Genomic DNA, 26,738 nt, shown 5'->3' on the forward strand with positions numbered 1-26,738 from the left:
ATGAGGATGCACCCATGAAGGTGCGCTTGTGACCCCATTCGGCGAAAAGCTTCGCGTGCTGCGAAACGAGCGCGGCGTCAGCCAGAAGGACATGGCCAAGGCGATCGGCGTCAGCGCAGCCTATCTCTCGGCGCTGGAACACGGCCGCCGCGGTGCGCCGAGCTGGACGCTGATCCAGAAGATCATCGGCTATTTCAACATCATCTGGGACGACGCCGAGGAACTGGCGCGGCTGGCCGAAACCTCGCATCCGCGTGTCAAGCTCGACACGTCGGGCCTTAGCCCGGCGGCGACCGAGCTTGCCAACCTTCTGGCCGACAACATCGAAAAGCTTGACGAAGCCGAGCTTCGCCGCATCATTGCGTCGCTCCGCGCCGCACTGGCACGACCGAAATGAGCTGCCTTGTTACTGGACAGAGCCGACCAGCACCTGCTGGCCGCCGCGGATCGAGACCCAGCGGCCGGTATTGTCGATCGCCTGCCGCTTGAGGAAACGATAGCCGGTCTGGTCCCAGGAACGGACCTGGTCGGTCAGATTGTCGAGGATGTAGTCGCCCTTGTCGGTGCGCACCGTCAGCACGGCGTGGCCCTCACCGTCGGGCTTGCGCACGACAGTCATCAGCAGATCGGCAAACGAGACGCCCAGCCGGTTCAGCTCACGGCGCTTTTCCAGGACATAGTCCTCGCAATCGCCAACGCCCTTGTCGGGATAGGCCCAGACCTCATCCTTGCCGTAGATGTCGAAGTCGCTCTCCGGCTTGACGGCGGCGTTGACCTTGGCCGTGACGCTGAGCAGCTTGCGCCACAGCGAGCCTGTCAGGCTGGCGGGCGACAGATCCTTCGGGCGGATCGAGCATTCGGACGCGTAGCTCTTGCAGAAATCATAATGGCCGATCGGCTGCGAGGTCGGGCCACCTGTTATCATTGGGCTGGCTGCCGAGGCCGAACCGGCCCAACCTGCCGCCACAGTAAGTCCAGCCAGCGCGCACAGGCGCAGCGTTCTCGCCATTGGTGAGGAAATCATTGTCCCCGCTTGTCCCTTGTTGTTAACGAAACGTTAAGGGGTATTTACAGTCCGTGTCAATTATGAGGATGGATTGATTTTGCGGCATGGTTACCCGCGTGGCGCCAACGCGACTATTGTGCAACAGCTCGGATGGACTACACCGATTCCAACCGGCAATTTTAGCGTTGGCCGACCTGATGCGAGGTCGCGGGCGCGGCATCATCGCTGGTCGCCTATTTCTTGCCGGTCCGGACCAGTTTCGGCTTCACCGCAACGCGGTTCTGACGGCCATAGCTGGTAATGAAATCAACGATGCGCGGCACGATTTCGGAGCGGAAGCGCGAGCCGTTGAACACACCATAATGGCCGACCGCCGGCTGCATGTAATGGGCGTGCCTGTCGGCCGGGATGTTGATGCACAGGTCGTGCGCCGCCTTGGTCTGGCCAAGGCCGGAGATGTCGTCGTTCTCGCCCTCGACCGTGAACAGGGCGACATTGCGGATCGCCGAAGGGTCGACCGCCACGCCGCGATGCGTCATTTTGCCCTTGGGCAAGGCCTGGCGGACAAACACGGTGTCGACGGTCTGCAGGTAGAATTCCGCCGTCAGATCCATCACCGCCAGATATTCGTCGTAGAAGTCGCGGTGCTTCTCGGCATTGTCACCGTCATGCTTCACCAGGTGCATGAAGAAGTCCTTGTGGGCGATGATGTGGCGGTCGAGGTTCATGCTCATGAACCCCGAAAGCTGCAGGAAGCCGGGATAGACCTCGCGGCCGAAGCCCGGCACCGGCCAGGGCGCGCGCATGATGACGTTGTCGCGGAACCAGTCGATGCCCTTTTCCTGCGCCAGCAGATTGACCGCCGTCGGATTGCGGCGCGTGTCGATCGGCCCGCCCATCAGCGTCATCGTCGAGGGCACGAACGGATCACCCTTGGCTTCCATCAGTGCCGCCGCCGCCAGCACCGGCACCGAAGGCTGGCACACCGCCATCACATGGGTGTCGGGACCCAGCGCATGCAGCATGTCGACGATGTAGTCGATATAGTCGTCAAGATCGAAGCTGCCGTCGGCCAGCGGCACCATGCGGGCGTCGACCCAGTCGGTGATATGCACGTCGGCATAGGGCAGCATCGCCTCAACCGTGCCGCGCAGCAGCGTCGCGTAGTGGCCAGACATCGGCGCGACGATCAACAGTTTCGGATCCGGTCGGCGCCCAGCAGGAACCGCCCGCTCGAAACGGACCAGGTTGCAGAACGGCCGCGACCAGACGGTATGTTCGCTGACCTCGACGGTTTTCCAGTCGACCACGGTCTTGGTCAGGCCGAATTGCGGCTTGCCGTAGCGGCGCGTCGTGCGCTCGAACAGTTCGGCCGTTGCCGCAACCGAGCGACCCCAGGACGTGTGTGAGACCGGGTTGAGCGGATTGGAGTAGAACAGGCGCACCGCATCGGCATAGAGGCGCGCCGGCTGCAAGGCGGCGTGGTTCAGTTCGTAGAGCTGGTAGAACATCGAGAACCCCGCTGCCGACTGCGATCGAAGGGCCGACGAGCAGCGCCGAGCCTTGAATGCCTTGCGGGGAAGTTAGCAACAATCTGCTGCGATGCAATACGTCAACTTGCGTGATTTAGGCTCGTTCTTTCGTCCAAGGCGTTGAGAATCCGCCTGGAACGGCAACAGCCGGCTCAATGTGCACCTGCGAAGGCCAGGCAGGCAGCACGGCTATTGGGGACGAGCGTCGGAGGCGGTGTCCGGCCGTGGCGGCCGTTAGACCCGTGCCATGCAGACGGCCGTATGGCCCGAGCTGATGAAGCCAAGCTGACTGGCGGCGCCCTTCGACAGATCGAGCATCCGCCCCTTGATGAACGGGCCGCGGTCGTTGATGCGCACGACGACACTGCGGCCATTGTTGCGATTGGTCACCTTCAGCTTGGTGCCGAACGGCAGGCTGCGATGCGCGGCGGTCAGCGCCGACGGGTTCATGCGTTCGCCGGAAGCGGTTCTGGAATGCAGTGAGTACCAGGACGCACGGCCGCACTGAGCGGCGGCGCTGGCAGTGGATGCGCCGACCATCAGGCCAGCCGCGATCGTGGCCGCGACAAGCGCGGTCTGGTTGCTTTTGTTCATGTGTTGGGGACTGGCTCCGTTGACAGACCCGCAGCGGTTAGGGACGAATGAGGCAGCAAATGCGGCAATGATCTGTCGGTTCCATGGCAATGTTACACGTTTGGAGTCGATGCGAAACAATTTGTCAGAGATTTCCCGCAGCGCGGCACAGCTTCCTTGATGATCTTTCCACCGATCTCCGCATGTCTTGCGCAGGATCAGAGGTTAGCATCTAAGTAGAAGTTGGCGTGATTGGGTTGCTTCTTTTAGCTGTTCCATTTCGGCCGGAATGCGGCTGATGATCGACTTGGAGAGGAGTTCTAGCGATGAGATTGATCAAAAATCTGCTGGCCTTGATTGTGCTCGCCATCGGCGTGCTGTGGTCATTGCAAGGCATCGGTTGGGTCCAGGGCAGCTTCATGACCGGCCAGTCGCAATGGCTCTATGCCGGCATCGTGACCGTGCTGGTCGGCTTGGTCGGCCTGGCCTGGGCAAACCGCTCGCGTGGTTGAACAGGCGTCGATCCTCAGGCGCCCGCCGGAGCAGCACACAGCGGACCCGTGGCGGCCGCTCACCGCGACCAGTACTGCCAGCCCCAGTAGAAACTTTCGTCGCGCGGCGGCAGGCGGTTGCGCTCGGCGTCCAGATGCACCGGTGTCGGCGTTTTGCGTTCGTCTTCAGGCGGCTGTTTGTCTCCGGCCTTGATCAGGCGGAGCCAATGGCCGAAATGCGCAAACAGTACAGCGGTGGAATGGGGCATCGTCACGTCTCCGGTCCGGTTATTCCCGCCCCGCCCACGGGACGAGCACCCACTCGATCCTGCGGATGATGAATTCGAGCACGAAGGCAATGGCCGCGATCACCAGTATGCCCATCACTACCACGTCGGTGACGAGGAACTGGGCAGCGGACTGGATCATGAATCCGAGCCCGCGCGTCGCGGCCACCAGCTCGGCGGCGACCAGCGTCGACCAGCCGGCGCCAAGCGCGATGCGCAGCCCCGTCAGGATCGAGGGCAGCGCGCTGGGCAGGATGACGTGCCTGATCACCTGGCGCTGCGTGGCGCCAAGCGAGCGCGCTGCGTTGATGCGCTCCTGCGAGACGTCGCGAACACCCGATGCCGTCGACAGCGCAACCGGCGCCAGCATGGCAATGGCAATCACCAGGATCTTGGACGGCTCGCCAATGCCGAACCAGATAATGATCAGCGGCAGATAGGCGAGCGGCGGGATCGGCCGCAGGAATTCGAGCAGCGGATCGAAGATGCCGCGCCCGATCGTGCTGATGCCGATAGCCAGCCCGATGGGAACGCCGACGAAAACGGCCGCGACCAGCGCCGCAAACACCCGCCACAGGCTGGCGGCGATATGCTGGAGCAGCGTTGCGTCGACAAAGCCGTCACGGGCGACGACGACAAATTTGTTCCAGACTGCCACAGGCGACGGCAGGAAAACCGGCGACACCAATTGCAGGCGGGCCGATGCCGTCCACGCCGCCAGCATCATCAGAATGGTGATCGCGCTAACCACGCGGGCCGAAACGCGGCTGCGTCTCGGCCGCGGCCGCGACCATGGCACCGACAGCGCGTCGGCTCCGTCGTCGACCTTGCGCTGCGGCCGCTCGGTATAGGAGGTAACGGTCATGCTGCCTCCCCTTCGAAGATCGCGTCGGTCAGCTCGCCGCGCGCTGCGGCGAAGGCGGGATCGGCCTTGATGCTGCGAATGGCCTCGCCGGCTGCATAGCGCCGGCTGAAGCCGGTCTCGAAGCTCCACACCACCCGGCCAGGGCCGGGAGCGAGCACAATGATACGGGTTGCCAGCACCAGGGCTTCCTCGATGCCGTGCGTGACCATCAGCACGCCGACCTGGCTCGCCGTCCACAGATCGAGCAGCGTTGTCTGCATGCGTTCGCGTGTCAGCGCATCGAGCGCGCCCAGCGGCTCGTCGAGCAGCAGGAATTGCGGCTCGGCCGCCAGCGCCCGGGCCAGGCCGACCCGCTGGCGCATGCCGCCGGAAAGCTCCCAGATGCGCTTGTCGCCGGCGCCGTCGAGTTTCACCAGCGCCAGAAGGTCGTCGGCAGTCCGCGCCCGTTCCGCGGCCCTGACACCGCGCAGCCTGAGCGCAAAGGCGACATTTTCCCGCGCGGTCAGCCACGGAAACAGCGCGTCGTTCTGGAACACGACGGCGCGGTCAGAGCCTGGCGCCGTGATCGGCCGGCCGCCAATCGTGGCGCGTCCGCGCACAGGCTCGACCAGGCCCGCAGCGACGTTGAGCAACGAGGTCTTGCCGCAGCCGGAGCGGCCGACCAGGACAACGAAGTCATCCTTGGCGATCTCAATCGACACATTTTCGACCGCCGGCGCCGGCTGACCGTCATAGTGGACCGAGACCTTGTCGAGCACGAGATGCGTCATGGGAACCTCGCCGATATTCCGAATCTGTCTGCCCCGAAGCCGCTCCTCGCAAGCGGTTCGGGGCAGGGAGCACGCGGCGTCAGGGAAGGAGAACCGCGCGCGTTGGCGTCAGTTCGAGGCAAGCGCTTCGCTGACATATTTCGACGACACGTATTTCGAATAATCCGGCAACACGGCATCAATCTTGCCCTGCTCCTTGAGGAAGGCAGATGTCGCCTCGACCGCCTTGACCGTGCCGCCACCGAGGAACTTGTCCGAGGCTTGCTCCTCGAGCGTCGGGAAGACATAGCCCCTCAATAGTTGCGGCACGTCCTCCAGCTTGGCCCCTGTGATCGTGGCGATCTTCGCCGCTTGCGGCGACGTCACCGACCAGGCGTCCGGCTTGGCCAGGAACTCGGCATAGGCCGCGCCCGTCACCTTGACGAAGTCGCGCACCGCTTCCGGGTTCCTTTCGGCGAAATCGGTGCGCACGATCCAGGCGTCGAAGGTCGGCGCGCCCCAGGCGGCGACCTGCGAGGAATCCAGCACGACCTTGCCCGAAGTCTTGATCTGGCCGAGTGCCGGATCCCAGACATAGGCGGCGTCGATGTCGCCGCGCGCCCATGCCGCCGCGATCTCCGGTGGCCGCAAATTGAGAATATCGACCGACTTCGGGTCGACACCCTCATGCTTCAGCGCGGCAAGCAGGCTGTAATGCGTCGTCGAAACGAAGGGCACCGCCACCTTCCTGCCGGCAAGGTCGGCGGCCTTCTCGATGCCGGCGCCGTTGCGGGCGACAAGGGCCTCGGATTCGCCGATCAGCCCGACAATGAAGATTGTCTGGATTGGTAGCTCGCGGCTCGCCGCCGCCGCCAGCGGGCTCGAGCCGACATAGCCGATGTCGACCGAACCGGAAGCGATGGCGGCGATCACGTCGGCGCCGGAATCGAATTTCCGCCAGTCGATTGCCGCCTTGGTCGCGCTCTCATAGGCGCCGTCGGCCTGCGGCACCTTCGAGGGCTCGACGACCGTCTGGTAGCCGATAGTGATCTTGAGGTCCTGCGCATCGGCTGGGCCGAGAAAGGCGGCGCCAGCCAAGGCCGCCGAGGACAAGAGAACGATACGTCGCGAAATGGTGGACATGAAACGCTCCTTGGAAACGAGGAAAACCAGGATTGCGTTTCATAGTCATCTAACTCTATCGTTCTTGTAGAGTTAAATCCTTCCAATCGGTGCGGTCTTGTTAGAAAAAGTCATCTGGCTATGGCAGTTCGCGCGCTTTTGGGTGACGGCTCGGGTGAGAACCATCGTCCTTGCCCGGGAACCTCTTCCACGTCGTCCTTGCGCGCAACAAGGATTTTCCCGTTTTCGCGGCTGCATCGGCAAATCCATGCTGTGGATAGCCAAGAAATTGGAAACAAGTTCCCTGTGTTCGCGGTTAAGTCTAGTATCCTTATCGACATTGAAGGATTGGAGAGGACGATGAGCGACGCCACCCTCCTTGTTGCCGCGCGCGGCATGCTTTGGCCTTCAAATTCAGGTGCAGAAGCTGCTGTCGGTATTCTCGCCGATCGGGACATTCCTGCCGCCGGCCAGTTTGCCGGTGTGTCATTCGCGGTGGCTCCTGTGCTCGCAAGAGCACAGGCCCCGGCCAAAATGGCCATTGCGGCGTGAAAACGAAGCAAAATCAACGTTTCTCGGCTTGTATATCATGTCACTAGAATTTATCTGTAGTGACAGCTTGGACGCGGCGGGGAGGCACGCCAGGCGTTTCGCAACCGGTGGCCTTGCGCCATCGCATGACAGAGAAACGTGCGGGTTATGCTCACGAAAAAAGGTAAATACGGCCTCAAGGCGCTCGTCCATCTGGCGCGCCTGCCGGTTGGACAGCTCGCCTTCGTCAACGACATCGCCACAGGAAACAATATTCCGAAGAAGTTCCTCGATGCCATCCTTGGCGAATTGCGCAATGCCGGTTTCGTTCAGAGCCGCAAGGGCAAGGAAGGCGGCTACCGGCTGGCACGCCCAGCGGACGAGATCAAGGTCGGCCACGTCGTGCGCGTGCTCGACGGACCGCTTGCCCCCATTCCTTGCGCCAGCCGCACCCAGTATCAGCGCTGCGAAGACTGCAACGAGGCGACATGCCAAGTCCGACACCTGATGCTGGAGGTCCGGCAGGCCATCGCCGAGGTGCTGGACCAGCGCAGCCTCGCCGAAATGCGCGACATCGCCGGCGACGAGGATTTTTCGGCGGCGTTGAAAATCCAGGCCTGAACCAATCTCTCCTGAGCCGGCGACGATCGCCAGGACAGCTGGTGTGCGCATGACCGTGCGCGCTACGCCAAGTTCGATCATCATTGTCGGCGGCGGTGCCAGCGGCGTCGTGCTTGCCGCGCATCTGCTGAAGTCGCCCAATCCCGATCTACGTGTCAGCCTGATCGAAAAACGCCCGCATTTTGGGCAAGGCATGGCCTATTCAACGCTGCTGTCGGCGCATGTGCTGAATGTCAGCGCGTCGGGCATGAGCGCCTATGCCGACGATCCCGGCAATTTCTCGCGCTGGCTGCTTCAACGCGGCCTGGCAACGCCGGAACAGGCGCCGGTCTATGCGCCGCGCAGCGTCTACGCCCGCTATCTCAAGGAGTTGCTCGACGAGCTCGAGGCGCGTGAGCAGCAGACGGGCCGGCTGCGCTTGATCCGCGAGGAGAGCCTGTCGATCTCGCCGACCGCGTCAGGCGTCGAAGTGGCATTGGCCAACGGCACCAGCGTGGTTGCGCATCTTGCCGTGCTCGCCACCGGCCACGACGAAGAGCCGGGGGCGGGGCAGGGGCATGCGATCAGGATGGGATCCGAGGCGGACACTGCGCTCGACCCCGAAGCCCGAGTCCTGGTGCTGGGTACCGGCTTGAGCATGGTCGATGCCTTCCTGTCGCTCGAGCAGCGCGGCCACCGCGGCGCGATCGTCGCGGTGTCGCGGCGCGGCCTGCTGCCTTCGCCGCATCGCAAGGGCAATCCGATCAAGCTCGACGTTGCCGACATTCCGCTCGGCACCCAGCTTTCCTATTTCGTCGGCTGGTTCCGCGACCTGATCCGGGAAAACCAGAAGGCCGGCATCGACTGGCGCGACGTCGTCGACGGTCTGAGACCCTTCAACCAGAAGATCTGGCAGAACTGGCCGTCCTCGGCCAAGCGCCGCTTCGTCGAGCACACCAAGGCCTGGTGGGACATCCACCGCCATCGCATGGCGCCGGAAGTCTACGCCCGCGTTGCCGAGGCGGTGCAAGCGGGCCGCATCCGCCTTGTCGCCGGGCGCGTCGTCGAGATCGCCGCCGGCGACGGCTTCAGCGTACAGGTCCAGTCGCGCCACACGCAGCAGCTCGAAAGGTTCGACGTCACCCGCATCTATGATTGCACAGGCATCGCCAGGGACATCTCGACCACCTCGAACAGCGTGGTGCGGTCGCTGGTCGAGCGTGGACTGGCACGGCCGGATCCGCTGCGCCTCGGCCTCGACGTGACCGCGAACTGCGAGGTCATCGCCGGCGACGGCACGGTATTCGCCAATATCCTCGCCGTCGGTCCACTGACGCGCGGCACCTTCTTCGAAATCGACGCCATTCCCGATATTCGCGTGCAGTGCGCGCGGCTGAGCAAGCGCTTGCTCGGATGAGGCCGCCTCTGTCTTGACGCGATCTCGGATGCAAGACCGCTGTCGCCGGGTGAAAAGATCTCGACCGCATAGCCGCGTTCGGTGAAGGCGAACCAGGGTGCGGGAGCTCGCTCCACCAGAGCCGACCAGCAGCCTGTGGTGGTCGAGACAGCCAGGCAATGACGCCACACGTTTCGGCCGTCTCGCATCGACCGGATTGATGTCGCGCACGCTCGTCTTCGTTCTCCTCCATGGATTTTGTAGTCGGCGAGGCCGTGAGCCGCGACCCTGGCCAGATGGCCGGGCAAATTCTGCTTTCGTCGTCACCGTGCCTTGCCTACCATGGCGCATGACCCAACGCGGAAGACTCTACGGCTGTCCGGTCGAGTTCGCGCTCGACGCGCTCGGGGGCAAATGGAAGACGGTGATCCTGGCGCGCATCAAGGAACAGCCGATGCGCTATTCCGACCTGCGCCGGCTGATTCCCTCACTCTCGGACAAGATGCTGACGCAGCGCCTGGCCGAGCTTGTCGAGATCGGCTTCGTCACGCTCCAGACGTCGCCCGACGGCAAGGGGCGCTAAGCCTTGACCGGGCGCGGTGAAGATCTCGCCGCCGCGCTCCAGGCGCTCTACGACTGGGGCAGCGTGCACGGTCGCGCCGAAGGCGTGCGCTTTCGCACCGACAGCGCAGCCACCACCTAGATCAATTCCGGGAAAAGCGCGGAGCGGTTTTCCGTCCGTAATGTGTGAAGACAAAGCGATGGAGCGGTTCGGCGTTGCCGTGAAACGGTGGGTCGCGCGGCAAGCCGATTGCCCTCAACCCGCGCCGGCAAGCGCGCTGCAGAAGCTTGCGACGTCGGTGACGACGGCTTCGCCGAGGAAGCGTAGCGTTGCCATCGAGCGGTCGCGCGCTTCGCGGTTGCCGAAGCCACAGGCATCCTCGATTACCACGGCGACAAAGCCATTGTCGGTCGCCTGGCGAACGGTCGGCTCGATGCCGATCTCCATGGCGATGCCAGCGAGCGCTATCGTGCGCACGCCGCAGTCGCGCAAGGCAAAGCCGAGCGCGGTGGAATCGAACGCCGACATCGTGAGCTTGTCGAATACCGCCTCGTCCGCGCGGGGGTCCAGCTCGGGCACGATCCGCGTCGCTTCGGCGTCGCGCAGGAACCACGGCTCGACCGTGTCGGGGCTGTCGCGCCGCTGCCAGGCCATGGCGGTGCGCAGCTGCGTCGCGCCCATCCATTTGCGCGGCAGCGACAGGTGGCGCGTGAACGCCACCCGCATTCCGGCCCCGCGCCCCGCTTCCAGCACCGTGCCGGTGCGCTCGACGAGGGTGGCGGCGCCGGCCACCTGCCGACAGATGCCGACCTGCATGTCGTAGACCACCAGCGCCGTGCGGCGCGGATCGCACCACTCAGCCAGGCTGGCCGGGATTTCGATCCCGTCGCTCGACCGGATCATGCCGCAGTCCGGTCCCATGGCTTGGCGATATCGACCGTCGGATCGAACAGGAATTCCAGCGGCAATGGCGCGTCGAAGGCGATGAAGTGCCATTCTAGCAGCCCGGCCTTGGACAGCGGGAAGTCCTCGGTGTAGCGCCGCGCTTCCGCGACGCTGTCGAGCTCGAAGACGATGATGACGCCGCCAATATCGGCGCGCGCATAATTCTCCCGCACGATCCCCGCCTTCCAGAGCCGCCAGACATTCGACACTTCGTCGCGCAGATAAGGCCGCAAATCGTCGAGCGTGACGCCGGGCTTGAAATTGTCATAGGCAAGAATCTTCATCGGCCGTTCCTTGCATTGCTGTTCGCCCAGCGCCGGGTAGCATGGCGGAATCGGCGGCCGCAACGAACGAGATGGTGCGTTGAAACGCCCGCACGATTGCCGTTGATCCTATGGGCGGCCGCGGGATAATTTTTGCTGAAGAGGAGAAAAGCGCGGTGACCATCGAAAGGCTGAACCCCGAGGGCATGCACAGCAATCCGGCCTATTCGCACGGCGTGTCGCTGCCGGCATCCGCGCGCATCGTGCTGGTCGGCGGCCAGAATGGCGTCGACGCGCAAGGCCGGACCGTCGCCAGGGACGATCTCGCTGCACAGACCGCTCAGGCGCTTTCCAACCTGGCAAAGGTGCTGGAAGCCGGTGGGGCAAAGCCTGAAGACCTCGTCAGCCTCTCGGTCTATATCGCCGGCGACCTGGACATAGGGCCGGCCTTCGGCGCCTGGATGGCGTTCTGGGCAAACCGTGGCGCGCCGCCGATCATCAAGGTGCTGCGCGTCGCCGGCCTCGGCAATCCGGATTTTCTGATCGAGATCGAAGCCCAGGCCGCGATCGCCTGAACCCTAAGCGGGTTCTGCAAATCTTTTGCCCCTGCCTGCAGGCCGACGAAGCTTTCGCGAAATTCCATTCCCCTGCTGGCGGCCGGATTGGCACGATCTATCTTCTTTCCAACTGCAAACGGCTGGAAAAGACGGTAGGTTGCCGTCTTCCAGGGCGGTTGCTCATTCTGGCAACGGAGCATCTGACATGAGCAAGCACAAGATCGTGGCATCGGACGATGCATCGTCCCGCCTGCGCCCGCCTTATGCCTCGGTTCTCGACCTGATCGGGCAGACGCCGGTCGTCGAGCTGACCAAATTCGACATCGGCAAGTGCCGGCTGTTCATCAAGCTCGAAAGCCAGAATCCCGGCGGCTCGATCAAGGACCGCATCGCGCTGTCGATGATTGCCGCCGCCGAAAAACAGGGCAAACTGAAGCGCGGCGGGACGATTGTGGAGGCGACCGCCGGCAACACCGGTCTTGGTCTCGCCCAGGTCGGCATCCCCAAGGGCTACCGCATCATCCTGGTCGTCCCCGACAAGATGTCGCGCGAAAAGATCCAGCATTTGCGGGCGCTCGGCGCGGAGGTGCGGATGACGCGTTCCGATGTCGGCAAGGGTCATGCCGAATATTATCAGGACATGGCCGAAAAGATCGCCGCCGAGCTGCCCGGCGCCTTCTATGCCAACCAGTTTGCCAACCCGGCCAATCCGCTGGCTCATGAAACCACGACCGGACCGGAAATCTTCCAACAGCTCGAAGGCGACGTCGATGCGGTTGTCGTCGGCGTCGGGTCCGGCGGCACGCTGACCGGGCTCGGCCGCTACTTTGCGAAAGTCTCGCCAAAGACCGAGATGATTTTGGCCGATCCGGTCGGCTCGGTGCTGGCGCCGTTGATCAAGACCGGCAAGATGATAGAGGCCGGGAGCTGGACCGTCGAAGGCATCGGCGAGGATTTCGTCCCGCCCAATGCCGATCTGTCGCTGGTCAGGAAGGCCTATTCCACCCCCGACAAGCAGAGCATGCTGGCGGTGCGCGACCTGCTTTCGAAGGAAGGCATCCTCGCCGGCTCGTCGTCCGGCACGTTGCTTTCGGCAGCGCTCCGCTATTGCCGCGAGCAGACCGTGCCGAAGCGCGTCGTCACCTTCGTCTGCGACAGCGGCAACAAGTACCTGTCGAAAGTGTTCGACGACTTCTGGCTGGCCGAGCAGGGCCTTGCCGAGCAGGAGCAGCATGGCGATTTGCGCGATCTGGTGATGCGTTCGCACCGCACCGGTGACACCGTGTATGTCGGTCCGGACGAAAGCCTGCTCAACGCCTATGGCCGTATGCGCCGCTCGGACGTCTCGCAGCTGCCGGTGCTGGACGAGGGCAAGCTCGTCGGCATCATCGACGAAAGCGATATCCTCGCCAAGGTCGAAGGCCCCTATGACAGCCGCTGGGACCGCTTCAAGGCTCCGGTCAGTACGGCCATGACCTCTACCCTGCACACGCTGCAAGCCAGCCAGACGCTGGACGCGTTGCTGCCGGTGTTTGATCGCAACGAGGTCGCCATCGTCTTCGACGGCGACGAATTCATCGGGCTGATAACACGCATCGACCTGATCAACCATCTGAGGCGCGCCCGATGACCGTCAAAGCCACCGTATCGGGCAAAAACCGCCTCGCCTTTTCGACGCGCACCATCCATGGCGGCCAGAGCCACGACCCGACGACGGGCGCGGTGATGGTACCGATCTATGCCACTTCGACCTACGGTCAGCAGAGCCCGGGCGTGCACAAGGGCTTTGAATATGCCCGCAGCCAGAACCCGACCCGCTTCGCCTTCGAACGCGCTGTGGCCGATCTCGAAAGCGGCACAGCCGCCTTCGCCTTCGCTTCGGGGCTGGCAGCGATCGCCACTATTTTCGAACTGCTCGATTCCGGCGCCCACATCGTCGCCACCGACGACATCTATGGCGGCACGTTTCGGCTGCTCGAGCGGGTGCGCAAGCGCTCCGCCAACCTCCAGGTCGACTTCGTTGACTTCACCGATCTTGCCGCGGTCGAGGCGGCGATCCGCCCGGAAACCAAAATGCTCTGGGTCGAGACGCCGACCAACCCGCTGCTGCGTGTCGTCGACCTCGAAGGCGTCGCAGCACTTGCCAGGCGCAAAGGCGTGCTCTCAGTCGCCGACAACACTTTCTGCAGCCCCTATCTGCAGCGGCCGCTGGAGCTCGGCATCGACATCGTGGTCCATTCGACGACAAAATACCTCAACGGCCATTCCGACATGGTCGGCGGCGTCGCCGTGGTCGGCGACAACAAGGATCTCGCTGACCGGCTGAAATTTCTGCAGAACGCCATCGGCGCCATTTCCGGGCCGTTCGACAGTTTCCTGGCGCTGCGCGGACTGAAGACGCTGGCGCTGAGGATGGAGCGTCATTCGTCGAACGGCCAGAAGATCGCGCACTGGCTGGAAAGCCGTCCCGACATCCGCCGTGTCATCTATCCCGGCCTGCCCAGCCACCCGCAGCACGCCATCGCCAGGCGGCAGATGCACGCCTTCGGCGGCATGATCACGGTCGAGCTCGACCGCGACCTCGCCGGCACCAAACGCTTCCTCGAACATACGCAACTGTTCACGCTGGCCGAAAGCCTCGGCGGCGTCGAAAGCCTGATCGAGCACCCGGCGCTGATGACGCACGGCTCGATCCCGGCGAAAAAACGCGCCGAGATCGGGATTTCGGATTCGCTGGTAAGGCTGTCGGCCGGGATCGAGGATGGCGACGATCTGATCGCGGATCTGGATCAGGCGCTGGCGAGCTGAGCCCGCCAACAAGAACCTGCGAGACGTCGGCAGGACAGTGCCCCCCTCTGCCCTACCGGGCATCTCGGCCACGAGGGGGGAATTTGGCCGTCATCTTGCGCTTTCGCCAACCTCCAACGCTGAAACACGGACGGGACGGCGAAGCTGCCGTCTCCCCGCTTGTGGGGGAGATGTCCGGCAGGACAGAGGGGGCGTGAAGGATCGCGAACGAGCGGCGCTTATTCTGCATCCATATCCATGTGTCTTACATTCTATTCCGTTGACCTTGGCGCCATCTGGCAGAATTGTAGCTTCCTGATCCACCTTGCTGCCTGGCTCCGGAAGCTATGAACAACCGACAACGCAACCAACCGACGGCAAGCGATACCCCCCTCACCTTCGCCATCCTGGTCTTCCCAGGCTTTCCGATGATGGCGTTCAGCTCGGTGATCGAGCCGCTGCGCGCGGCGAACGTGCTGGCCAAGCGGGACTGGTACCGCTGGATCATCGTCGGCGCCGCCGAAGGCCCCGTCGAGGCCTCGAACGGCGTCGTCATTCAGCCCGGCTTTTCCGCCCATGACGCGCCGAAGGTCGATCGCATCGTCGTCTGCTCAGGCGGCGATGCCGATCATCTCGTCGCCGAGGATGCCGTGAGCTGGATCCGCAAAAGCCTGCGCGGCGGTGCCCATATCGGCGCGGTGGCGGATGCCGCCTTCTTCCTGGCTCGGGCCGGCCTGCTCGACGGTCATGCCTGCACCTTGCACTGGACCAGCCAGGCTGCCTTCACCGAAGCGTTTCCGGACATCGAGCTGAGGCGCGATCTCTATGTCATCGACCGCAAGCGCTTCACTTCGGCCGGTGGCGTCGGCAGCCTCGACATGATGCTGGAGATCATCACCGGCGATTATGGCGCCGAACTGGCCGCCGGCGTCGCCGAATGGTTTGTGCACAGCCCGCTACGCTCCAGCGTCGACCGCAAGCTGATGCCGCTCAGGCTGCGGACCGGCGTGCAGAACGAACTGGTGCTGTCGGCCATCGCCATCATGGAGGATGCGGTGGAGGAGCGGCTCGGCATGGCGGAACTGGCGGGGCGACTTGGTATCTCCTCCGATAAGCTCGAACGCAATTTCCGCTCCGAACTCAGTATCTCGCCCAACGGCTATTACCGCCGCCTGCGGCTGAAGCGTGCCGCCGACCTCCTGGCGCATTCGACGCTGATGGTGCGCGACGTGGCGCTGGCCTGCGGCTTCGCCTCGATGTCGAGTTTTGCGCGGGCGTTTCGGGAGGAGCATGGCCATGCGCCGAAGGTGATGCGGAGGCATTAGGTATTTCGGATGTTGGCGGGACAGCGCCCGGGACAGCGCCCCCCTCTGTCCTGCCGGACATCTCCCCCACGAGGGGGGAGATTGGCAGCTTCGATGCTCCGCTCCTCCTGCGACGGTGGAAATTCACGAAAGCGGCGATGACGAGCCGATCTCCCCCCTTGAGGCAGGGCTATCGCAGATGGAAAGCCGAGGCTTTCGCTCTACGACGTACCCCCACCCCTAACCCCTCCCCACAAGGGGGAGGGAGACTTCCGTTGGCGCTGACCTCGGCAAATTGCCTGCCTTTCGGCGCCAAAAGGGGAAGTAAGGGCGGGCGGCAGCGTTCCCTCCCCCTTGTGGGGAGGGTTAGGGTGGGGGTCCATCTTCGTAAGAATCCAAATGCGATTGCCCTGCCCCTTGAGGGGGGATGTCCGGCAGGACAGAGGGGGGCGCCGTAGAACGCTACGGAACGACTTCAAGCGGTATTTCGCACAACATCTGCGGTATCTCGCACAGCCTCTACGCGGCGCATGGCCCATCCTCGCCGCTTCCAGGAGGCACCCATGAGCATCGTCGTTTTTGACCCCGACAGCACCGAGGATGTCGACTTCAGGGATCGCATGCGCCATCCGGCGGCGGCGGATCCGGCCGGCGGCATGTGGCTGTCGGACACCGAGCCGTCCTTCATCGACGCCGACGCGCTGCGCAAGGGCCGGCTGGCCAGGCTGCGCGCCTGGATGCGCGAGGCCGGCTATGGCGGCGTCGTTTTGTTCGATCCCTACAACCAGCGCTACGCCACCGGTTCGCGCAACATGTTCGGCTATTTCCTGCGCAACTCGACGCGCTATTTCTTCATACCCACCGAAGGGCCGATCGTGCTGTTCGAATATCCGCAGAGCTACCATGTCTCGATGGTGCTCGACACGATCGACGAGGCGCGTCCGTCCAAGCTGGTCTGGTCGTCGGTGTCAGGCCGCGACGACGAGACCGCCGGCCCGTTCGCCGATGAGATCGCCGAATTGCTCAAGGTGCATGGCGGCGGCTCGATGAAGCTCGGCCTTGACCGCTGCAGTCATCTGCAGGCACTGGCGCTCGAAAAGCGCGGCTGCGAGGTGCGGGATTGCCAGGGCGAGATTTTGGCGGTGCGCGCGGTCAAGACGCCCGAGGAAGTAAAATGCCTGCAGGTGTCGATGGCTGGTGCCGAGGCTGCGGTCTATGCCGTGCGCGAGGCGATCAAACCTGGCGTTTCCGAAAACGAGCTGTTCGCCATCATGTATGGTGAGGTCATCCGGCAAGGCGGCGAGTTCATCGAGACCCGGCTGCTGACCTCGGGCCAGCGCACCAATCCGTGGTTCAACGAGGCGAGCGGCCGCAAGATCAGGCCGGGCGAACTCTTGGCGCTCGATACCGATACGATCGGCTGCTACGGCTATTATTCGGACTTTTCGCGCACCTTCCGTTGCGGACCTGGCAAGCCGACGGATTATCAGAAGTCGCTCTACCGCATGGCGCACGACCAGGTTCAGCACAATATCGGGGTCGTCAAGCCGGGCATGGCGTTTCGCGAGATTGCCGAAAGGGCCTGGAAGATACCGGACCGCTTCGTCGACCAGCGTTATACCTCGGTCATGCACGGCGTCGGCATGCATGGCGAAACGCCGTTCATAGCGCACGCCATGGACTACGAGACCTATGGCCGCGACGGTTTCATCGTGCCCGGCATGGTGGTCAGCGTCGAAAGCTATATCGGCGAGAAGGGCGGCCGCGAGGGCGTCAAGCTGGAAGACGAGATCCTGATCACCGAGACCGGCACCGAGCTCCTGTCGCGCTTCCCCTATGAGGATGATTTCCTTGACAGACACGTTTGAGTGCTGACAGGCAGTTTTGCATGAAAAGCCCGATCTCGATCAAGCGCGGCAAGGCGGCGGCGGTGTTTATCGATCTCCAGGAGGAGCATCGGCGGGACAAGCGCTATCTGGTCGAAGGCTATGGCGATATCCTCCCCAACGTCCAGCGCCTGCAGACAGCAGCACGGGCCAATCATGTGCCTTTGTATCACTGGGCCTATATCGTCGATCTCGCCACGGCGCGGCCGTTCCACCCGGTCGAGGCCAGCGGCAAGTCGGCATTTTCCGACAAGGACGATCCGCTGACTGCGATCTGCGCGGAAGTGGGCCCGGCGACAGGCGAGATGATGTTGGTCAAGACCGATGCCAGCGCCTTCCGCGCGGGGCCTGCCGCCGAGCGGCTGAAGGCCGATGGCATCGAGTGGCTGGTCGTTGCCGGCGTCTGGACCGAGGCCTGCATCGATGCCACCGTCAAGGATGCGGTGGCGCTCGGGTTTCGAGTGCTGCTGGTCAAGGATGCCTGCGGCAGTGGCAGCACGGCGATGCACCAGACGGCCATCCTCAACCTTGCCAACCGGCTCTATGGCGGTGCCGTCACCACCACCGACGGCGCCTGCCGGCTGCTGGCAGGCGAGACGGTCGAAGCCTGGCAGGTCGAGGGCTCGGTGCCGCTGCGCTTCAGCTATGAAAATGCTGCCCGGCTCTACGCCGAGCTCTGAGCGGGATCGCGCAGCGATGATCACCGAGGCCGAGCGACCCGGAACGAGAGGGCGCGGAAAATACCAGACGCTGCTCGATCCGGAGCTGTGGGCCTATATCGATCGGGTCAACGAGTGGTATCCGCCCGAAATCGTCTACATGCCGATCGACAGGCAGCGGGCGGTCTATGATGCCATGTGCCGGGCGTTTCGCGAGCCCTATCCACCCGGCGTCAAGGCCAGCGACAGCGCGGTTCCTGCCGGCGACCGTGCGATCCCGGTCCGGCGTTACCAGATGGCGGGCACGGCGCCGCAGGCGATGGTTGTCTATTATCACGGCGGCGGCTTCGTCCTTGGCGGCCTCGACAGCCATGACGACATCTGCGCCGAGATATGCGCCGGCACCGGCTTTGCCGTGCTGTCCGCCGATTACCGGCTGGCGCCCGAGCATCTGCATCCGGCCGCCTTCGACGATGCGCTGGCCGTATTCGAATGGGCGACGGCGACGGCCGGCCTGCCGATAGTGCTCTGCGGCGAAAGCGCCGGCGGCAATCTGGCCGCTGCGGTGGCACAGGCGACACACCGCCATCCTCGCCATGCGATCGGCCAGGTGCTGATCTATCCCGAGCTCGGCGGCCCGGAACCAGTTGGCAAAGAGAGCGCCGGCTCCTGTGTCGAGCACGCCGAAGCGCCGCTGCTGACGTTGCGCGATATCGAATTCTATCGCAACGTGCGCTCCGCAAAGGCACAGTCGCCCGACGATCCGACCTTTTCGCCACTCCGAGGCAGCAATTTCTCCGGCCTGCCGCCGACCTTCATCATCACGGCCGAGTGCGATCCGCTGTCCTCCGACGGCGAGGCCTATCGCGACTGCATCCTCGCCGCCGGCGGCCGCGCCTGGTGGCGCGAGGAGCCGCGTCTGGTGCACAGTTTCCTGCGCGCCCGCAAAACCGTTCCGCGCGCCGGTGAAGCCTTCGCCCGCATCATTGCGGCCATCGCCGCGCTTGGCAAAGGCGACTGGCCTTACTGAGGTTGCGAAGGCCCCCTCATCCGGCCGCTTCGCGTCCACCTTCTCCCCGCTGGCGAGAAGAGCCTGGCATCAACGCAGGCGACCTCCTCTCCCCCCGGGGGCGAGGTCGGATTGCCCCGAACTGCCCTTCGCAATTCGGTTGGCGATCCGGGTGAGGGGGACCTTCCGCTTGCGGAACAGCGCACAAGAACTGCGGAAGTCCGAACACTCCCCCACGGGCGCTCGCCCTATCATCCCCGAGGCAATGGCGCTCCGGCGATCGCATCCGTCCCCCGCGTTTGGCGATCGGCAGAGGTGCCCAACAACAGGGGAATGACGACAATGAAGTTCATGCTGACCGATCGAAAACTGCATCCGCAGGCCGAGCCCGTCGCCGATGGCTTCAAGAAAGGCCAGATGAACCGGCGCGAATATCTCGCCACCATGGCTGCGCTCGGTGTCAGCGCTGCCGGCGCGCTGGCGCTTGGCGGGCTTGCTCCGTCACCGGCCAGGGCCGAGGAGGCGAAGCGCGGCGGCGTCTTGCGCGTTGCCATGAATGTCAAGGGCTGGAAGGATCCGCGCACCTTCGACGGCGTCGAGATGTCCAACGTCGCCCGCCAGTGCAACGAATATTTGGTGCGCTGGAAGCGCGACTTCACCTTCGAGCCATGGCTGCTCGAGAGCTGGGAGACCAGCGACGACGCCCGCGTCCTGACCCTGCATATCCGCAAGGGCATCACCTGGTCGAACGGCGACACCTTCAACGCCGACGACGTGATCCACAATCTGACGCGCTGGTGTGATGCGTCCGTCGCCGGCAATTCAGTCGCCGCGCGCATGGGCGCACTGGTCAACGCCGATACCAAGAAGCCCGTCGACGGCGGCATCGAGCGCGTCGACGACGTCACCGTGCGGCTCAATTTGCCGAAGCCCGACATTTCGCTGATCGCCGGCATGGCCGACTACCCGGCGCTGATCATGCACCGCAGCTATGAAGGCGACGGCGATCCGCTGAAGGCATTGGCGATCACCACCGGGCCTTGCGAACTCGTGGCATGGGACGCCGAGGTCGGCGCCGAAGTCCGCCGCAAAGACAAGCCATGGTGGAAGGGCGAGTTCTACCTCGACGGCATCAAATGGGTGGACTACGGCTCCGACCCCAATGCGATGCTGTCGGCCTTCGAATCGGGCGAGATCGACACCGATCACGAAACCGCCTCCGACACGGTTGCGCAGACCGACTCCATGGGCCTGAGCAATTCGGAAATCGCCACCGGCTCGACCATCGTCGCGCGGTTCAATATCGGCAATCCGCCCTATGACGACATCAAGGTGCGCCGCGCCGCCCAGCTCGCCGTCGACAACGCCGCCGTGCTGAAGATCGGCATGGACAACCGCGGCAAGCCTGCCGAGAACCATCATGTCGGGCCGATGCATCCCGAATATGCCGATATCGGCCCGGCCGTCCGCAACATTGATCAAGCCAAGGCCCTGCTCGCCGGGGCCGGCAAGGCCGACCACGAATACGAACTCATCTCGGTCGACGTGGACTGGCAGAAGAGCTCCGGCGACGCCATCGCTGCGCAGATGCGCGAGGCCGGGCTGAAGATCAAGCGCACCGTGCTGCCGGCCGCGACCTTCTGGAACGACTGGAGCAAATATCCTTTCTCCTGCACGGAATGGCTCGGCCGGCCGCTCGGCGTCCAGGTGCTGGCGCTCGCTTATAAGTCTGGCGCCGCGTGGAACGAGACCGCCTACGCCGATCCGGAATTCGACAGTCTGCTCGACAAGGCGCTGGCGATGCCCGATCCCGGCGCCCGCAAGGAGCTCATGGCCAAGATCGAACAGAATCTGCGCGATTCCGGCGTCATCATCCAGCCCTACTGGCGCTCGGTCTACCGCACCTACCGCAAGGGCGTGCATGGCTGCGAGCAGCACCAATCGCTCGAGCAGCATTTCGAGAAGGTCTGGCTCGAGGCGTAGCCTTGCAGACGACCAATTGTCGGGGCCAGCGCCGCTCTTTCTTCCTTCTCCCCTTGTGGGAGAAGGTGGATTGGCGCGCAGCGCCAAGACGGTTGAGGGGTGCGGACGGAGTGCCGTCAGTATCAAGCTGGAACACCCCTCATCCGGCCGCTTCGCGTCCACCTTCTCCCACAAGGGGAGAAGGAAGAGCCACGCCAGGCCTTGAAATCTCCAGTCCAAGCCGCACGGTCTCCCGCACCAGCAGGTCCAGATCGTCGCGCCGGGTGCGGTGGTTGTTGATCGCCACCCTGAGGCTATGCTGGCCATGCACCGTCGTGTCGGAAATGGCGGCGATGCCTTCTTCCTGCAGCCTCAGCATGATCTCGGTATTGAGCGCTTTCAGGCGCTCCCCGCCCAGTCCGTCCGCGCGGTAGCGAAAGCACACGATGTTGATGCTCACCGGCGCTACCACTTCGAGTGCCGGTTCGGCCGCGATCAGCGCGCCGAGATAATGCCCTTGCGCGATGTTCTGGTCGATCAGCCGGCTCCCAAAATCGCGCAAGCTGTGTGCGCTGCTCGCCTATCTGGCGCTGGCGCCGCATCCGGTCGGCCGCAGCCGCCTCTGCGAGCTTTTGTGGGATGTGCCGCCCCCACTGTGCCTCTATTTGGCACTCCGCAGCGTTGAAAAGTCGGGCAAAGGGCACGTTTCTTTCGGCCCTCGCAAGGGTTGGCTGGGTTCGACAAAATACCACAATAGATCGCGATTGGGGTGGGTTCGTCGCGCCCTTTTTGTAGAGCTGGCGCAAAATTCACAACAGCATAGAATATTGCTTGTACTAACTCGGCTTAATGAGAACAAACCTAAGGAAGCATTCCTGAATCTTGCTGCTGGTCACATTTCAGTACCTGCTAAGATAGCCCGTGCTGATTCCGAATTATTAAGCATTTGCAAAATTCAATCCTGCGATATTGGGATTTGTCCTTGTCATAGGCTGACTTGGATGCATTTCTTGGAAGCACAGCCGCGTCAGCGGATCGTTGAAACATGCTTGGGCGGACGGGGCACTAAGCATGGAGAGGAATATTGACACTCGCTAATGCGGCGGCCCCGGCCGGGAGCGTTCGACCCGACGCAAGAGACTACGGCAACCGTCGGCTAAGTCGTCGAATGCATCGCCCACAGCCTGGCTCTCGTTTGATGGCCGGCGAAGCTTTGCCCTCCTCCGATTGGCGCCAGCCTTCGCGGCAAAGGCGGGGATCGCCGCCTGCAATGGCCTTCCGATATGGACGATGTCCGCCGCCAGCCGGTCGGAGGAATGAATCATGAAACTCGTAATCTGTGCGGCCTTGGTCACTGCTTTGATGGCGATCGTCGGTTGTACCACCGACGACTACGATGGTTGTCGCCGAAAGGGCTGCCTGGTTGATCGGTCCCATAAAGGGAGCCGGAAGATAGACGACCGGCCGCAGTTCGACAGGAACGGCAATCCCAACTTCGATACCAGGGGCCGTTACATCGGCTGCCATGGGCTCGGATGTAAAGTCGACGATCCTGATGACAGGGATAAAAGCATCGACGACAGGCCGCAGTACGACAAGGAAGGCAATCCGAACTTCGACACGCAAGGCAACTACCAAGGCTGCCGCGGCATCGGCTGCGAGGTCGATACACCGGACGATGACAATTCATCCGACGATGACGATTCCGATTAAGGGACTCGGGGGCGAACAAGGAGGAAGCCAATCATGTCTGAATTCAGCGGCCTGGTCCGGCGACATGCCAAAATCGTTATGGTCGGCCTTGCGGGGTTGGGAATGGCGCTGACGTCCGCTTTCGCTGCGAATAACGCCTGTGACGGTATAAAGGTCGAAGTGACGAAGGCGCGCAAGCAGGAATATGCCCCTCTCGTCGTCTCGGCGATGACCAATAAGTTCAAGCCCGCTCAGGCAAAGTTCTTCACGATCATGGAGAGCGGCAGCTGGAGCGCCGCCTACGTCTCCACGCCGGTGAGCGACGACGGCGTGATGTTCTTCCAGACAGTCGACGGAAAGAAGCAGTTTCGCGACGTGTGGGGCGGCTATGCCGAGCCGTCGGAAAAACCTGAACTGGTATCCTGGGCGAAGAAGCTCGGAGCGCCGCAAGACCTGGCAAAGTGTTTTGCCGAGGAAGTTACGGAACGACGGTGATGATCGCTGGAAATTGCCGCTGACCGTTGGTGCAGGGGGAGAATGATTGGTGAGCGCTCCGGGGCGCCGGGGCTCTGAGATCGACTCCAATCATCAGCTGCAGGATGTGCAAAATGCAAACCGTTCGAAAATCCAGACTGATAATGCAGCTCGCCCGTGCATTGGCAACTTCAGTGAAAATGACGGCTGTTGTGAGTGTAGCTGTCCCGCACACGATCAATGTTGCGTATGCCAGCAAATATGATCTGCCGAAACCCTATGTTTCCCGGGCTCTTAACGCGGTTCTGATACCGATCAATCACGCCTCTCGGCACCGCTACCAGATCCCGCCCAAGCTTCGCGGCGTGTATGTCCTGGCCGTTGCACCCCACGGTGTTGCCGCGCGGCAAGGCATCCGACCGGGTGACGTGCTTGCCACAGTGCGGCATCAGCCGATTTCGACGCCGCGCGATGTCGATAGGTTCGTTTGGGCCGCCCTTGCCGCGAGTGCCACCAGTTTCCTGTTTGGCGTGAACCGCGGGACAGAAGTCACAGACGTCGTCGAGGTCAACACCAACATCACCGTCAACAACTTCAACACCAACATCTCGGTCAACAATATCTCCCAATGGACGAGCGTCGACAATCGAGAGGAATGGACGCAGATCGTCGATGAGTATGACGAGGAGATGGAGACGGGCCTCAATGACACAAGCTATCGCGGGGACGACTCGCAGCCTGGGGACGCCAGTCAGGACGCAGAAACGTCTCCTCCCGATGCCGATGACAAAAGTTCCGATGATCAGGACGATCCGAGCGATCAGAACGACGACACTGACGACGATAGTACGGATAACGATGCGTCGGATGACAGCACTGACAACAATAGTTCCGACGATCAGGACGATTCGAGCGATCAGAATGACGATGCAGACCCAACGGACGGTGGTGATGGCGACAACAACACCGACACTGACGACAACAGCTCGGATGACGATGCGACGGATGACAGTACCGACGACGCTGCCGGATCGAACGACGACGATGCCAACTAGCAGCCGACCGGGCCGGCAGTTCTAAACAGAGGTCAGCCGATGAAAACCGCGACGCTGACCATTGCCATGGTCCTGGCCATGCCGGCTTTCGTTTTTGCCCAGGACAAGTGCTACGACGCCGCCAAGGATCAGGCCGCCGCGAACGAGTGCGCCGATGCCGCGTCCAAGAAATCCGACAACAAGCTCAACGAGCTTTACAAGCAGATTGAAACCCGCGTGAAGGATGATGTGGATACCAAGACGCTTTTTGTTCAAGCACAGCGCGATTGGGTCAAATTTCGCGACGCGGAGTGCAGTTTCCAGACCGTGGGAGCGGCCGGAGGAAGTGTAATGCCAATGCTCGTCGCGCAGTGCATGGACAGCCTGACGCAATCCCGTGTCAAAGACTTCGAGGATTACCTGAAATGCCAGGAACGCGATCCGAGCTGCCCCGTTCCGGCAGCGAACACATCACATGCCGCACCTGCGGTGGCCGAAGAGACCGTCCCTGTCCAGGCTGCCGGCCCGATACTTATTCCATTGCAACACGTCAGGGAATACGGAACCGACGGTGGTTATCACAAACTCGGGATCATGGTGGGCATCAATAGTGCCAAGCCTCGTCTGTTCGAATTCGACACCGGGTCGGATGAGTTCAACGCGGAGATCGATTCGAGCGTCCCTGGCGTAAAGCCGGTGCCCGGCAGCAAGCCCGCAATGTACGCCTATGGTGACGGCACCTATGGCGATTGGGTACAACAGGTACGGTTCGACAGCCTGTCTTTTTACGATCCGGATGATGCGTGGGAGCCTGTCGTAACCTTCGACGGCGGCTTTAGCGCTGCTCGGGTGGTGGATTACGTCTACACCAAGGGTTTCGGCGACCTCGAGGATGTGAAATTGATGCAGAAGCCCGTTGGTCAATACGGCGATACGCCAGTCTATGCGGATCTTAATGCGCGCGAGAGAATGCAGAAAGGCGAACCCGGTGGTTCGACGACGTTTTACGGCATCTTTGGAGCCGCCGATTTTATCTTTCCAGGAGACCAGACCAGTGCCCCCGGCGGTCAAACCCGAAGCGGCTATGTGGTCTCTGCCAATGCAAATCTTGGAAAAAGGAAGACGACACCGGGCTGCGGTCCGTGCCTGACGCTGAATTTGTCCCCCAGTCTGAGATCCCAGTTTACGGCCCTGACGCCGTGGGGCGAAGGGGATTTTCAGGCTTACCAGAGACGATTCCCGCGATCAGGCGCGAATGCATCCAATGAGTACGAAGGGTCTTACCGTTATACGATTTCTTTTGACCATAAGGGAAAGAAGCAATCGGTTGATTTCAGCGGACCCGTCTTATTGGATACAGGAACAGCGACATTTGTTCATATTACGAATGAAGATACTTTAAATAAGCTAAAGTCGAAAGGTTTTAAAATTGATAAATACAGTTCTGGCATAATAAACTTCAAGTTTTTTGGATTTGACGATAGTTTCAACAACAGGGAATACAGCGATGTCGTTATCGATCGCCAAAGCGATGAGGAGAGAGGCCATGGAATTTGGGTCGGCCTACCCTTCTTTCAGTCCAATTCCGTGATGTATGATCTGGAGAACAAAACAACCGCCTATTCACCCTATTTTGTCAGCGCTGCCGACTTTACGACAGACGCGGCTGTCAAGGATCAAGTGCAGCTCAACCGAGTGAACGGCGAAATGGGCAGCGACGGATGGCTCGGATTGGCCGGGAACATCTTCGGCGCCGGCGACTTCACGATCGAGAAGGACGCGGACGTGCGCATGACCGGGGCCAATACCTACACGGGCACAACCCACATCGCGGCCGATGGCTATCTTACTCTGGCCGGGCCGGGCAGCATCGAGCATTCCTCGCGCGTCATAGTCGACGGTGTGCTCAACATCGATCAGAAAGGAAACCACCTGAAGCCCTGGGGAGTGGCGCACTCCCTGAACGATACGGCCATTCGCAACCTTGGCGGTAAAGGCGAGGTCTATCTGGGCGCGGGCAGACTGATCCTGACAGCAGCCGACGGGCAATTTGACGGAACCATCGCGGACTTTGATGACGCCGGCGACAGCGGCGGCCTCGTTGTTGCCGGTGGCAAGCTGACGCTGAGCGGCAAGAACAAATATTCGGGCATGACGGAAGTGGTGGCGGGAGCGGAGTTGCACGTGACCGGCTCTTTGACCGGTGACGTTTCCGTCTCGGGACTGCTTGTCGTTGACGGAGAGGTCTCCGGCGAAGTCATGGTCAAGGAGGGCGGCACGCTGACCGGCTCAGGAAAGGTCGGCAACGTCACGGTCGCCGAAGGTGGCAAAGCTGATCCAATGAAAACCAGATAATCGGGCCATGGGCCGATCGTGGCAATAACGGACAGCTGACGAGAACATAGGGCGGGGCTGAGCAACTTAAGAGCTTGACTGCAATCGGAAAGGGAAA

At 62.4% G+C, this 26,738-nt stretch carries 29 protein-coding genes; 19 read left to right on the forward strand and 10 right to left on the reverse strand.

Translation table 11 applies throughout. The features are described from left to right. Positions 1-28: 28 nt before the first annotated feature. Positions 29-397, forward strand: a complete 369-nt coding sequence (locus tag NKH28_RS20965) for a helix-turn-helix domain-containing protein (protein WP_352473989.1) — start codon at positions 29-31, stop codon at positions 395-397. Between the two features lie 9 nt (positions 398-406). On the opposite strand, the gene NKH28_RS20970 is transcribed toward NKH28_RS20965, so the two are convergent. The 3 genes from NKH28_RS20970 to NKH28_RS20980 form a co-directional block, all read right to left on the reverse strand. Continuing rightward, positions 407-1,024 (reverse strand): transglutaminase-like cysteine peptidase, encoded by a 618-nt coding sequence (locus tag NKH28_RS20970; RefSeq protein WP_352453647.1) that lies wholly within the window; start codon positions 1,022-1,024, stop codon positions 407-409. Positions 1,025-1,239: 215 nt separating this feature from the next. Then, the gene (locus NKH28_RS20975; RefSeq protein WP_352980329.1) at positions 1,240-2,517 is read right to left on the reverse strand and encodes a polyhydroxyalkanoate depolymerase; all 1,278 of its coding nucleotides are present in this window, start codon (positions 2,515-2,517) and stop codon (positions 1,240-1,242) included. Positions 2,518-2,772: 255 nt separating this feature from the next. Next, complete coding sequence (locus NKH28_RS20980; RefSeq protein ID WP_352473985.1) at positions 2,773-3,132, reverse strand: septal ring lytic transglycosylase RlpA family protein; 360 nt, start codon at positions 3,130-3,132, stop codon at positions 2,773-2,775. Between the two features lie 305 nt (positions 3,133-3,437). Between NKH28_RS20980 and NKH28_RS20985 the strand changes: the two genes are divergently transcribed. Beyond that, a complete protein-coding gene (locus NKH28_RS20985) occupies positions 3,438-3,623 on the forward strand; it encodes a hypothetical protein (RefSeq protein ID WP_352491244.1) in 186 nt (61 codons plus the stop codon). Positions 3,624-3,682: 59 nt separating this feature from the next. Here NKH28_RS20985 and NKH28_RS20990 read toward each other — a convergent pair whose 3' ends face one another. The 4 genes from NKH28_RS20990 to tauA all read right to left on the reverse strand — a co-directional run bounded on the left by NKH28_RS20990 (position 3,683) and on the right by tauA (position 6,646). Further along, the gene (locus NKH28_RS20990; RefSeq protein WP_352473982.1) at positions 3,683-3,871 is read right to left on the reverse strand and encodes a hypothetical protein; all 189 of its coding nucleotides are present in this window, start codon (positions 3,869-3,871) and stop codon (positions 3,683-3,685) included. Between the two features lie 19 nt (positions 3,872-3,890). After that, positions 3,891-4,754 carry an ABC transporter permease subunit gene (locus NKH28_RS20995; protein WP_352980330.1) on the reverse strand — a complete coding sequence of 288 codons (864 nt, stop codon included), beginning with the start codon at positions 4,752-4,754 and terminating at the stop codon, positions 3,891-3,893. Continuing rightward, positions 4,751-5,524, reverse strand: a complete 774-nt coding sequence (locus NKH28_RS21000) for a taurine ABC transporter ATP-binding protein (RefSeq protein WP_352686551.1) — start codon at positions 5,522-5,524, stop codon at positions 4,751-4,753. Before NKH28_RS21000 ends, NKH28_RS20995 begins: the two co-directional genes overlap by 4 nt. Before the next feature lie 108 nt (positions 5,525-5,632). Then, positions 5,633-6,646 (reverse strand): taurine ABC transporter substrate-binding protein, encoded by a 1,014-nt coding sequence (gene tauA / locus NKH28_RS21005; protein WP_352491241.1) that lies wholly within the window; start codon positions 6,644-6,646, stop codon positions 5,633-5,635. Positions 6,647-6,985: 339 nt separating this feature from the next. On the opposite strand from tauA, the gene NKH28_RS21010 reads away from it, so the two are divergent. The 4 genes from NKH28_RS21010 to NKH28_RS21025 all read left to right on the forward strand — a co-directional run bounded on the left by NKH28_RS21010 (position 6,986) and on the right by NKH28_RS21025 (position 9,735). Continuing rightward, positions 6,986-7,177 (forward strand): hypothetical protein, encoded by a 192-nt coding sequence (locus NKH28_RS21010; protein WP_352458582.1) that lies wholly within the window; start codon positions 6,986-6,988, stop codon positions 7,175-7,177. Positions 7,178-7,324: 147 nt separating this feature from the next. Next, positions 7,325-7,777: an RrF2 family transcriptional regulator gene (locus tag NKH28_RS21015; RefSeq protein ID WP_023675902.1), complete on the forward strand. Its 453-nt coding sequence runs from the start codon at positions 7,325-7,327 to the stop codon at positions 7,775-7,777. A gap of 49 nt (positions 7,778-7,826) precedes the next feature. Next, on the forward strand, positions 7,827-9,173 hold the full coding sequence (locus tag NKH28_RS21020; protein ID WP_352980331.1) for an FAD/NAD(P)-binding protein: 1,347 nt from the start codon (positions 7,827-7,829) through the stop codon (positions 9,171-9,173). A 328-nt stretch (positions 9,174-9,501) separates the two neighbouring features. Further along, entirely contained in the window at positions 9,502-9,735 is a 234-nt protein-coding gene (locus NKH28_RS21025) for a winged helix-turn-helix transcriptional regulator (protein ID WP_352980332.1), read from the forward strand. Positions 9,736-9,969: 234 nt separating this feature from the next. Here the strand turns inward: NKH28_RS21025 and NKH28_RS21030 are convergent, their stop codons facing one another. Together NKH28_RS21030 and NKH28_RS21035 are read right to left on the reverse strand one after the other, a co-directional pair. Continuing rightward, positions 9,970-10,617, reverse strand: coding sequence for a cysteine hydrolase family protein (locus NKH28_RS21030; RefSeq protein ID WP_352980333.1), 648 nt, complete (start codon positions 10,615-10,617; stop codon positions 9,970-9,972). Then, positions 10,614-10,943 (reverse strand): hypothetical protein, encoded by a 330-nt coding sequence (locus NKH28_RS21035; RefSeq protein WP_352458586.1) that lies wholly within the window; start codon positions 10,941-10,943, stop codon positions 10,614-10,616. Before NKH28_RS21035 ends, NKH28_RS21030 begins: the two co-directional genes overlap by 4 nt. Before the next feature lie 155 nt (positions 10,944-11,098). Here NKH28_RS21035 and NKH28_RS21040 point away from each other — a divergent pair, with 155 nt between their 5' ends. The 8 genes from NKH28_RS21040 (at position 11,099) to NKH28_RS21075 (ending at position 21,107) form a co-directional block, all read left to right on the forward strand. Next, positions 11,099-11,497, forward strand: a complete 399-nt coding sequence (locus NKH28_RS21040) for a RidA family protein (protein WP_352458587.1) — start codon at positions 11,099-11,101, stop codon at positions 11,495-11,497. A gap of 187 nt (positions 11,498-11,684) precedes the next feature. Continuing rightward, a complete protein-coding gene (locus NKH28_RS21045; protein WP_352980334.1) occupies positions 11,685-13,109 on the forward strand; it encodes a pyridoxal-phosphate dependent enzyme in 1,425 nt (474 codons plus the stop codon). Then, positions 13,106-14,287, forward strand: a complete 1,182-nt coding sequence (locus NKH28_RS21050; RefSeq protein ID WP_352458589.1) for a cystathionine gamma-synthase — start codon at positions 13,106-13,108, stop codon at positions 14,285-14,287. Before NKH28_RS21045 ends, NKH28_RS21050 begins: the two co-directional genes overlap by 4 nt. Positions 14,288-14,613: 326 nt before the next feature. Continuing rightward, on the forward strand, positions 14,614-15,591 hold the full coding sequence (locus NKH28_RS21055; protein ID WP_352458590.1) for a GlxA family transcriptional regulator: 978 nt from the start codon (positions 14,614-14,616) through the stop codon (positions 15,589-15,591). Positions 15,592-16,133: 542 nt separating this feature from the next. Continuing rightward, complete coding sequence (locus NKH28_RS21060; RefSeq protein ID WP_352539769.1) at positions 16,134-17,438, forward strand: M24 family metallopeptidase; 1,305 nt, start codon at positions 16,134-16,136, stop codon at positions 17,436-17,438. A gap of 20 nt (positions 17,439-17,458) precedes the next feature. Further along, positions 17,459-18,136 carry an isochorismatase family protein gene (locus NKH28_RS21065; protein WP_352980335.1) on the forward strand — a complete coding sequence of 226 codons (678 nt, stop codon included), beginning with the start codon at positions 17,459-17,461 and terminating at the stop codon, positions 18,134-18,136. A gap of 16 nt (positions 18,137-18,152) precedes the next feature. Then, positions 18,153-19,145 carry an alpha/beta hydrolase gene (locus NKH28_RS21070; protein WP_352539771.1) on the forward strand — a complete coding sequence of 331 codons (993 nt, stop codon included), beginning with the start codon at positions 18,153-18,155 and terminating at the stop codon, positions 19,143-19,145. A 321-nt stretch (positions 19,146-19,466) separates the two neighbouring features. Further along, entirely contained in the window at positions 19,467-21,107 is a 1,641-nt protein-coding gene (locus NKH28_RS21075) for an ABC transporter substrate-binding protein (protein WP_352980354.1), read from the forward strand. 139 nt (positions 21,108-21,246) lie between these two features. On the opposite strand, the gene NKH28_RS21080 is transcribed toward NKH28_RS21075, so the two are convergent. Beyond that, a complete protein-coding gene (locus NKH28_RS21080) occupies positions 21,247-21,648 on the reverse strand; it encodes a hypothetical protein (protein ID WP_352980336.1) in 402 nt (133 codons plus the stop codon). On the opposite strand from NKH28_RS21080, the gene NKH28_RS21085 reads away from it, so the two are divergent. The 5 genes from NKH28_RS21085 (at position 21,611) to NKH28_RS21105 (ending at position 26,641) form a co-directional block, all read left to right on the forward strand. Then, the gene (locus tag NKH28_RS21085) at positions 21,611-22,174 is read left to right on the forward strand and encodes a hypothetical protein (protein WP_352980356.1); all 564 of its coding nucleotides are present in this window, start codon (positions 21,611-21,613) and stop codon (positions 22,172-22,174) included. The genes NKH28_RS21080 and NKH28_RS21085 overlap by 38 nt on opposite strands. Positions 22,175-22,409: 235 nt before the next feature. Continuing rightward, a complete protein-coding gene (locus NKH28_RS21090) occupies positions 22,410-22,799 on the forward strand; it encodes a hypothetical protein (protein ID WP_352980337.1) in 390 nt (129 codons plus the stop codon). Positions 22,800-22,901: 102 nt separating this feature from the next. Then, positions 22,902-23,273 (forward strand): hypothetical protein, encoded by a 372-nt coding sequence (locus tag NKH28_RS21095; protein ID WP_352980338.1) that lies wholly within the window; start codon positions 22,902-22,904, stop codon positions 23,271-23,273. Between the two features lie 143 nt (positions 23,274-23,416). Beyond that, positions 23,417-24,307 carry a Do family serine endopeptidase gene (locus tag NKH28_RS21100; RefSeq protein ID WP_352980339.1) on the forward strand — a complete coding sequence of 297 codons (891 nt, stop codon included), beginning with the start codon at positions 23,417-23,419 and terminating at the stop codon, positions 24,305-24,307. Between the two features lie 39 nt (positions 24,308-24,346). After that, positions 24,347-26,641, forward strand: coding sequence for a lysozyme inhibitor LprI family protein (locus tag NKH28_RS21105; protein WP_352980340.1), 2,295 nt, complete (start codon positions 24,347-24,349; stop codon positions 26,639-26,641). Positions 26,642-26,738: the final 97 nt, after the last annotated feature.

The organism is Mesorhizobium sp. M1227 (assembly GCF_040318315.1).
GTDB lineage: Bacteria > Pseudomonadota > Alphaproteobacteria > Rhizobiales > Rhizobiaceae > Mesorhizobium.

What these genes read in the sequence shown, in the direction of transcription:
- NKH28_RS21035 (WP_352458586.1), bottom strand. Translation starts at nt 10,943, where the DNA reads ATGAAGATTCTTGCCTATGACAATTTCAAGCCCGGCGTCACGCTCGAC.
- NKH28_RS21100 (WP_352980339.1), top strand. Translation starts at nt 23,417, where the DNA reads ATGCAGCTCGCCCGTGCATTGGCAACTTCAGTGAAAATGACGGCTGTT.
- NKH28_RS20985 (WP_352491244.1), top strand. Translation starts at nt 3,438, where the DNA reads ATGAGATTGATCAAAAATCTGCTGGCCTTGATTGTGCTCGCCATCGGC.
- NKH28_RS21045 (WP_352980334.1), top strand. Translation starts at nt 11,685, where the DNA reads ATGAGCAAGCACAAGATCGTGGCATCGGACGATGCATCGTCCCGCCTG.
- NKH28_RS21015 (WP_023675902.1), top strand. Translation starts at nt 7,325, where the DNA reads ATGCTCACGAAAAAAGGTAAATACGGCCTCAAGGCGCTCGTCCATCTG.
- NKH28_RS21055 (WP_352458590.1), top strand. Translation starts at nt 14,614, where the DNA reads ATGAACAACCGACAACGCAACCAACCGACGGCAAGCGATACCCCCCTC.
- NKH28_RS21020 (WP_352980331.1), top strand. Translation starts at nt 7,827, where the DNA reads ATGACCGTGCGCGCTACGCCAAGTTCGATCATCATTGTCGGCGGCGGT.
- NKH28_RS21075 (WP_352980354.1), top strand. Translation starts at nt 19,467, where the DNA reads ATGAAGTTCATGCTGACCGATCGAAAACTGCATCCGCAGGCCGAGCCC.
- NKH28_RS21050 (WP_352458589.1), top strand. Translation starts at nt 13,106, where the DNA reads ATGACCGTCAAAGCCACCGTATCGGGCAAAAACCGCCTCGCCTTTTCG.
- NKH28_RS21025 (WP_352980332.1), top strand. Translation starts at nt 9,502, where the DNA reads ATGACCCAACGCGGAAGACTCTACGGCTGTCCGGTCGAGTTCGCGCTC.
- NKH28_RS20995 (WP_352980330.1), bottom strand. Translation starts at nt 4,754, where the DNA reads ATGACCGTTACCTCCTATACCGAGCGGCCGCAGCGCAAGGTCGACGAC.
- NKH28_RS21090 (WP_352980337.1), top strand. Translation starts at nt 22,410, where the DNA reads ATGAAACTCGTAATCTGTGCGGCCTTGGTCACTGCTTTGATGGCGATC.
- NKH28_RS20990 (WP_352473982.1), bottom strand. Translation starts at nt 3,871, where the DNA reads ATGCCCCATTCCACCGCTGTACTGTTTGCGCATTTCGGCCATTGGCTC.
- NKH28_RS21065 (WP_352980335.1), top strand. Translation starts at nt 17,459, where the DNA reads ATGAAAAGCCCGATCTCGATCAAGCGCGGCAAGGCGGCGGCGGTGTTT.
- NKH28_RS21070 (WP_352539771.1), top strand. Translation starts at nt 18,153, where the DNA reads ATGATCACCGAGGCCGAGCGACCCGGAACGAGAGGGCGCGGAAAATAC.
- NKH28_RS21030 (WP_352980333.1), bottom strand. Translation starts at nt 10,617, where the DNA reads ATGATCCGGTCGAGCGACGGGATCGAAATCCCGGCCAGCCTGGCTGAG.
- NKH28_RS20975 (WP_352980329.1), bottom strand. Translation starts at nt 2,517, where the DNA reads ATGTTCTACCAGCTCTACGAACTGAACCACGCCGCCTTGCAGCCGGCG.
- NKH28_RS21060 (WP_352539769.1), top strand. Translation starts at nt 16,134, where the DNA reads ATGAGCATCGTCGTTTTTGACCCCGACAGCACCGAGGATGTCGACTTC.
- tauA (WP_352491241.1), bottom strand. Translation starts at nt 6,646, where the DNA reads ATGTCCACCATTTCGCGACGTATCGTTCTCTTGTCCTCGGCGGCCTTG.
- NKH28_RS20980 (WP_352473985.1), bottom strand. Translation starts at nt 3,132, where the DNA reads ATGAACAAAAGCAACCAGACCGCGCTTGTCGCGGCCACGATCGCGGCT.
- NKH28_RS21010 (WP_352458582.1), top strand. Translation starts at nt 6,986, where the DNA reads ATGAGCGACGCCACCCTCCTTGTTGCCGCGCGCGGCATGCTTTGGCCT.
- NKH28_RS20970 (WP_352453647.1), bottom strand. Translation starts at nt 1,024, where the DNA reads ATGATTTCCTCACCAATGGCGAGAACGCTGCGCCTGTGCGCGCTGGCT.
- NKH28_RS21095 (WP_352980338.1), top strand. Translation starts at nt 22,902, where the DNA reads ATGGCGCTGACGTCCGCTTTCGCTGCGAATAACGCCTGTGACGGTATA.
- NKH28_RS21000 (WP_352686551.1), bottom strand. Translation starts at nt 5,524, where the DNA reads ATGACGCATCTCGTGCTCGACAAGGTCTCGGTCCACTATGACGGTCAG.
- NKH28_RS21085 (WP_352980356.1), top strand. Translation starts at nt 21,611, where the DNA reads ATGTTCTGGTCGATCAGCCGGCTCCCAAAATCGCGCAAGCTGTGTGCG.
- NKH28_RS21105 (WP_352980340.1), top strand. Translation starts at nt 24,347, where the DNA reads ATGAAAACCGCGACGCTGACCATTGCCATGGTCCTGGCCATGCCGGCT.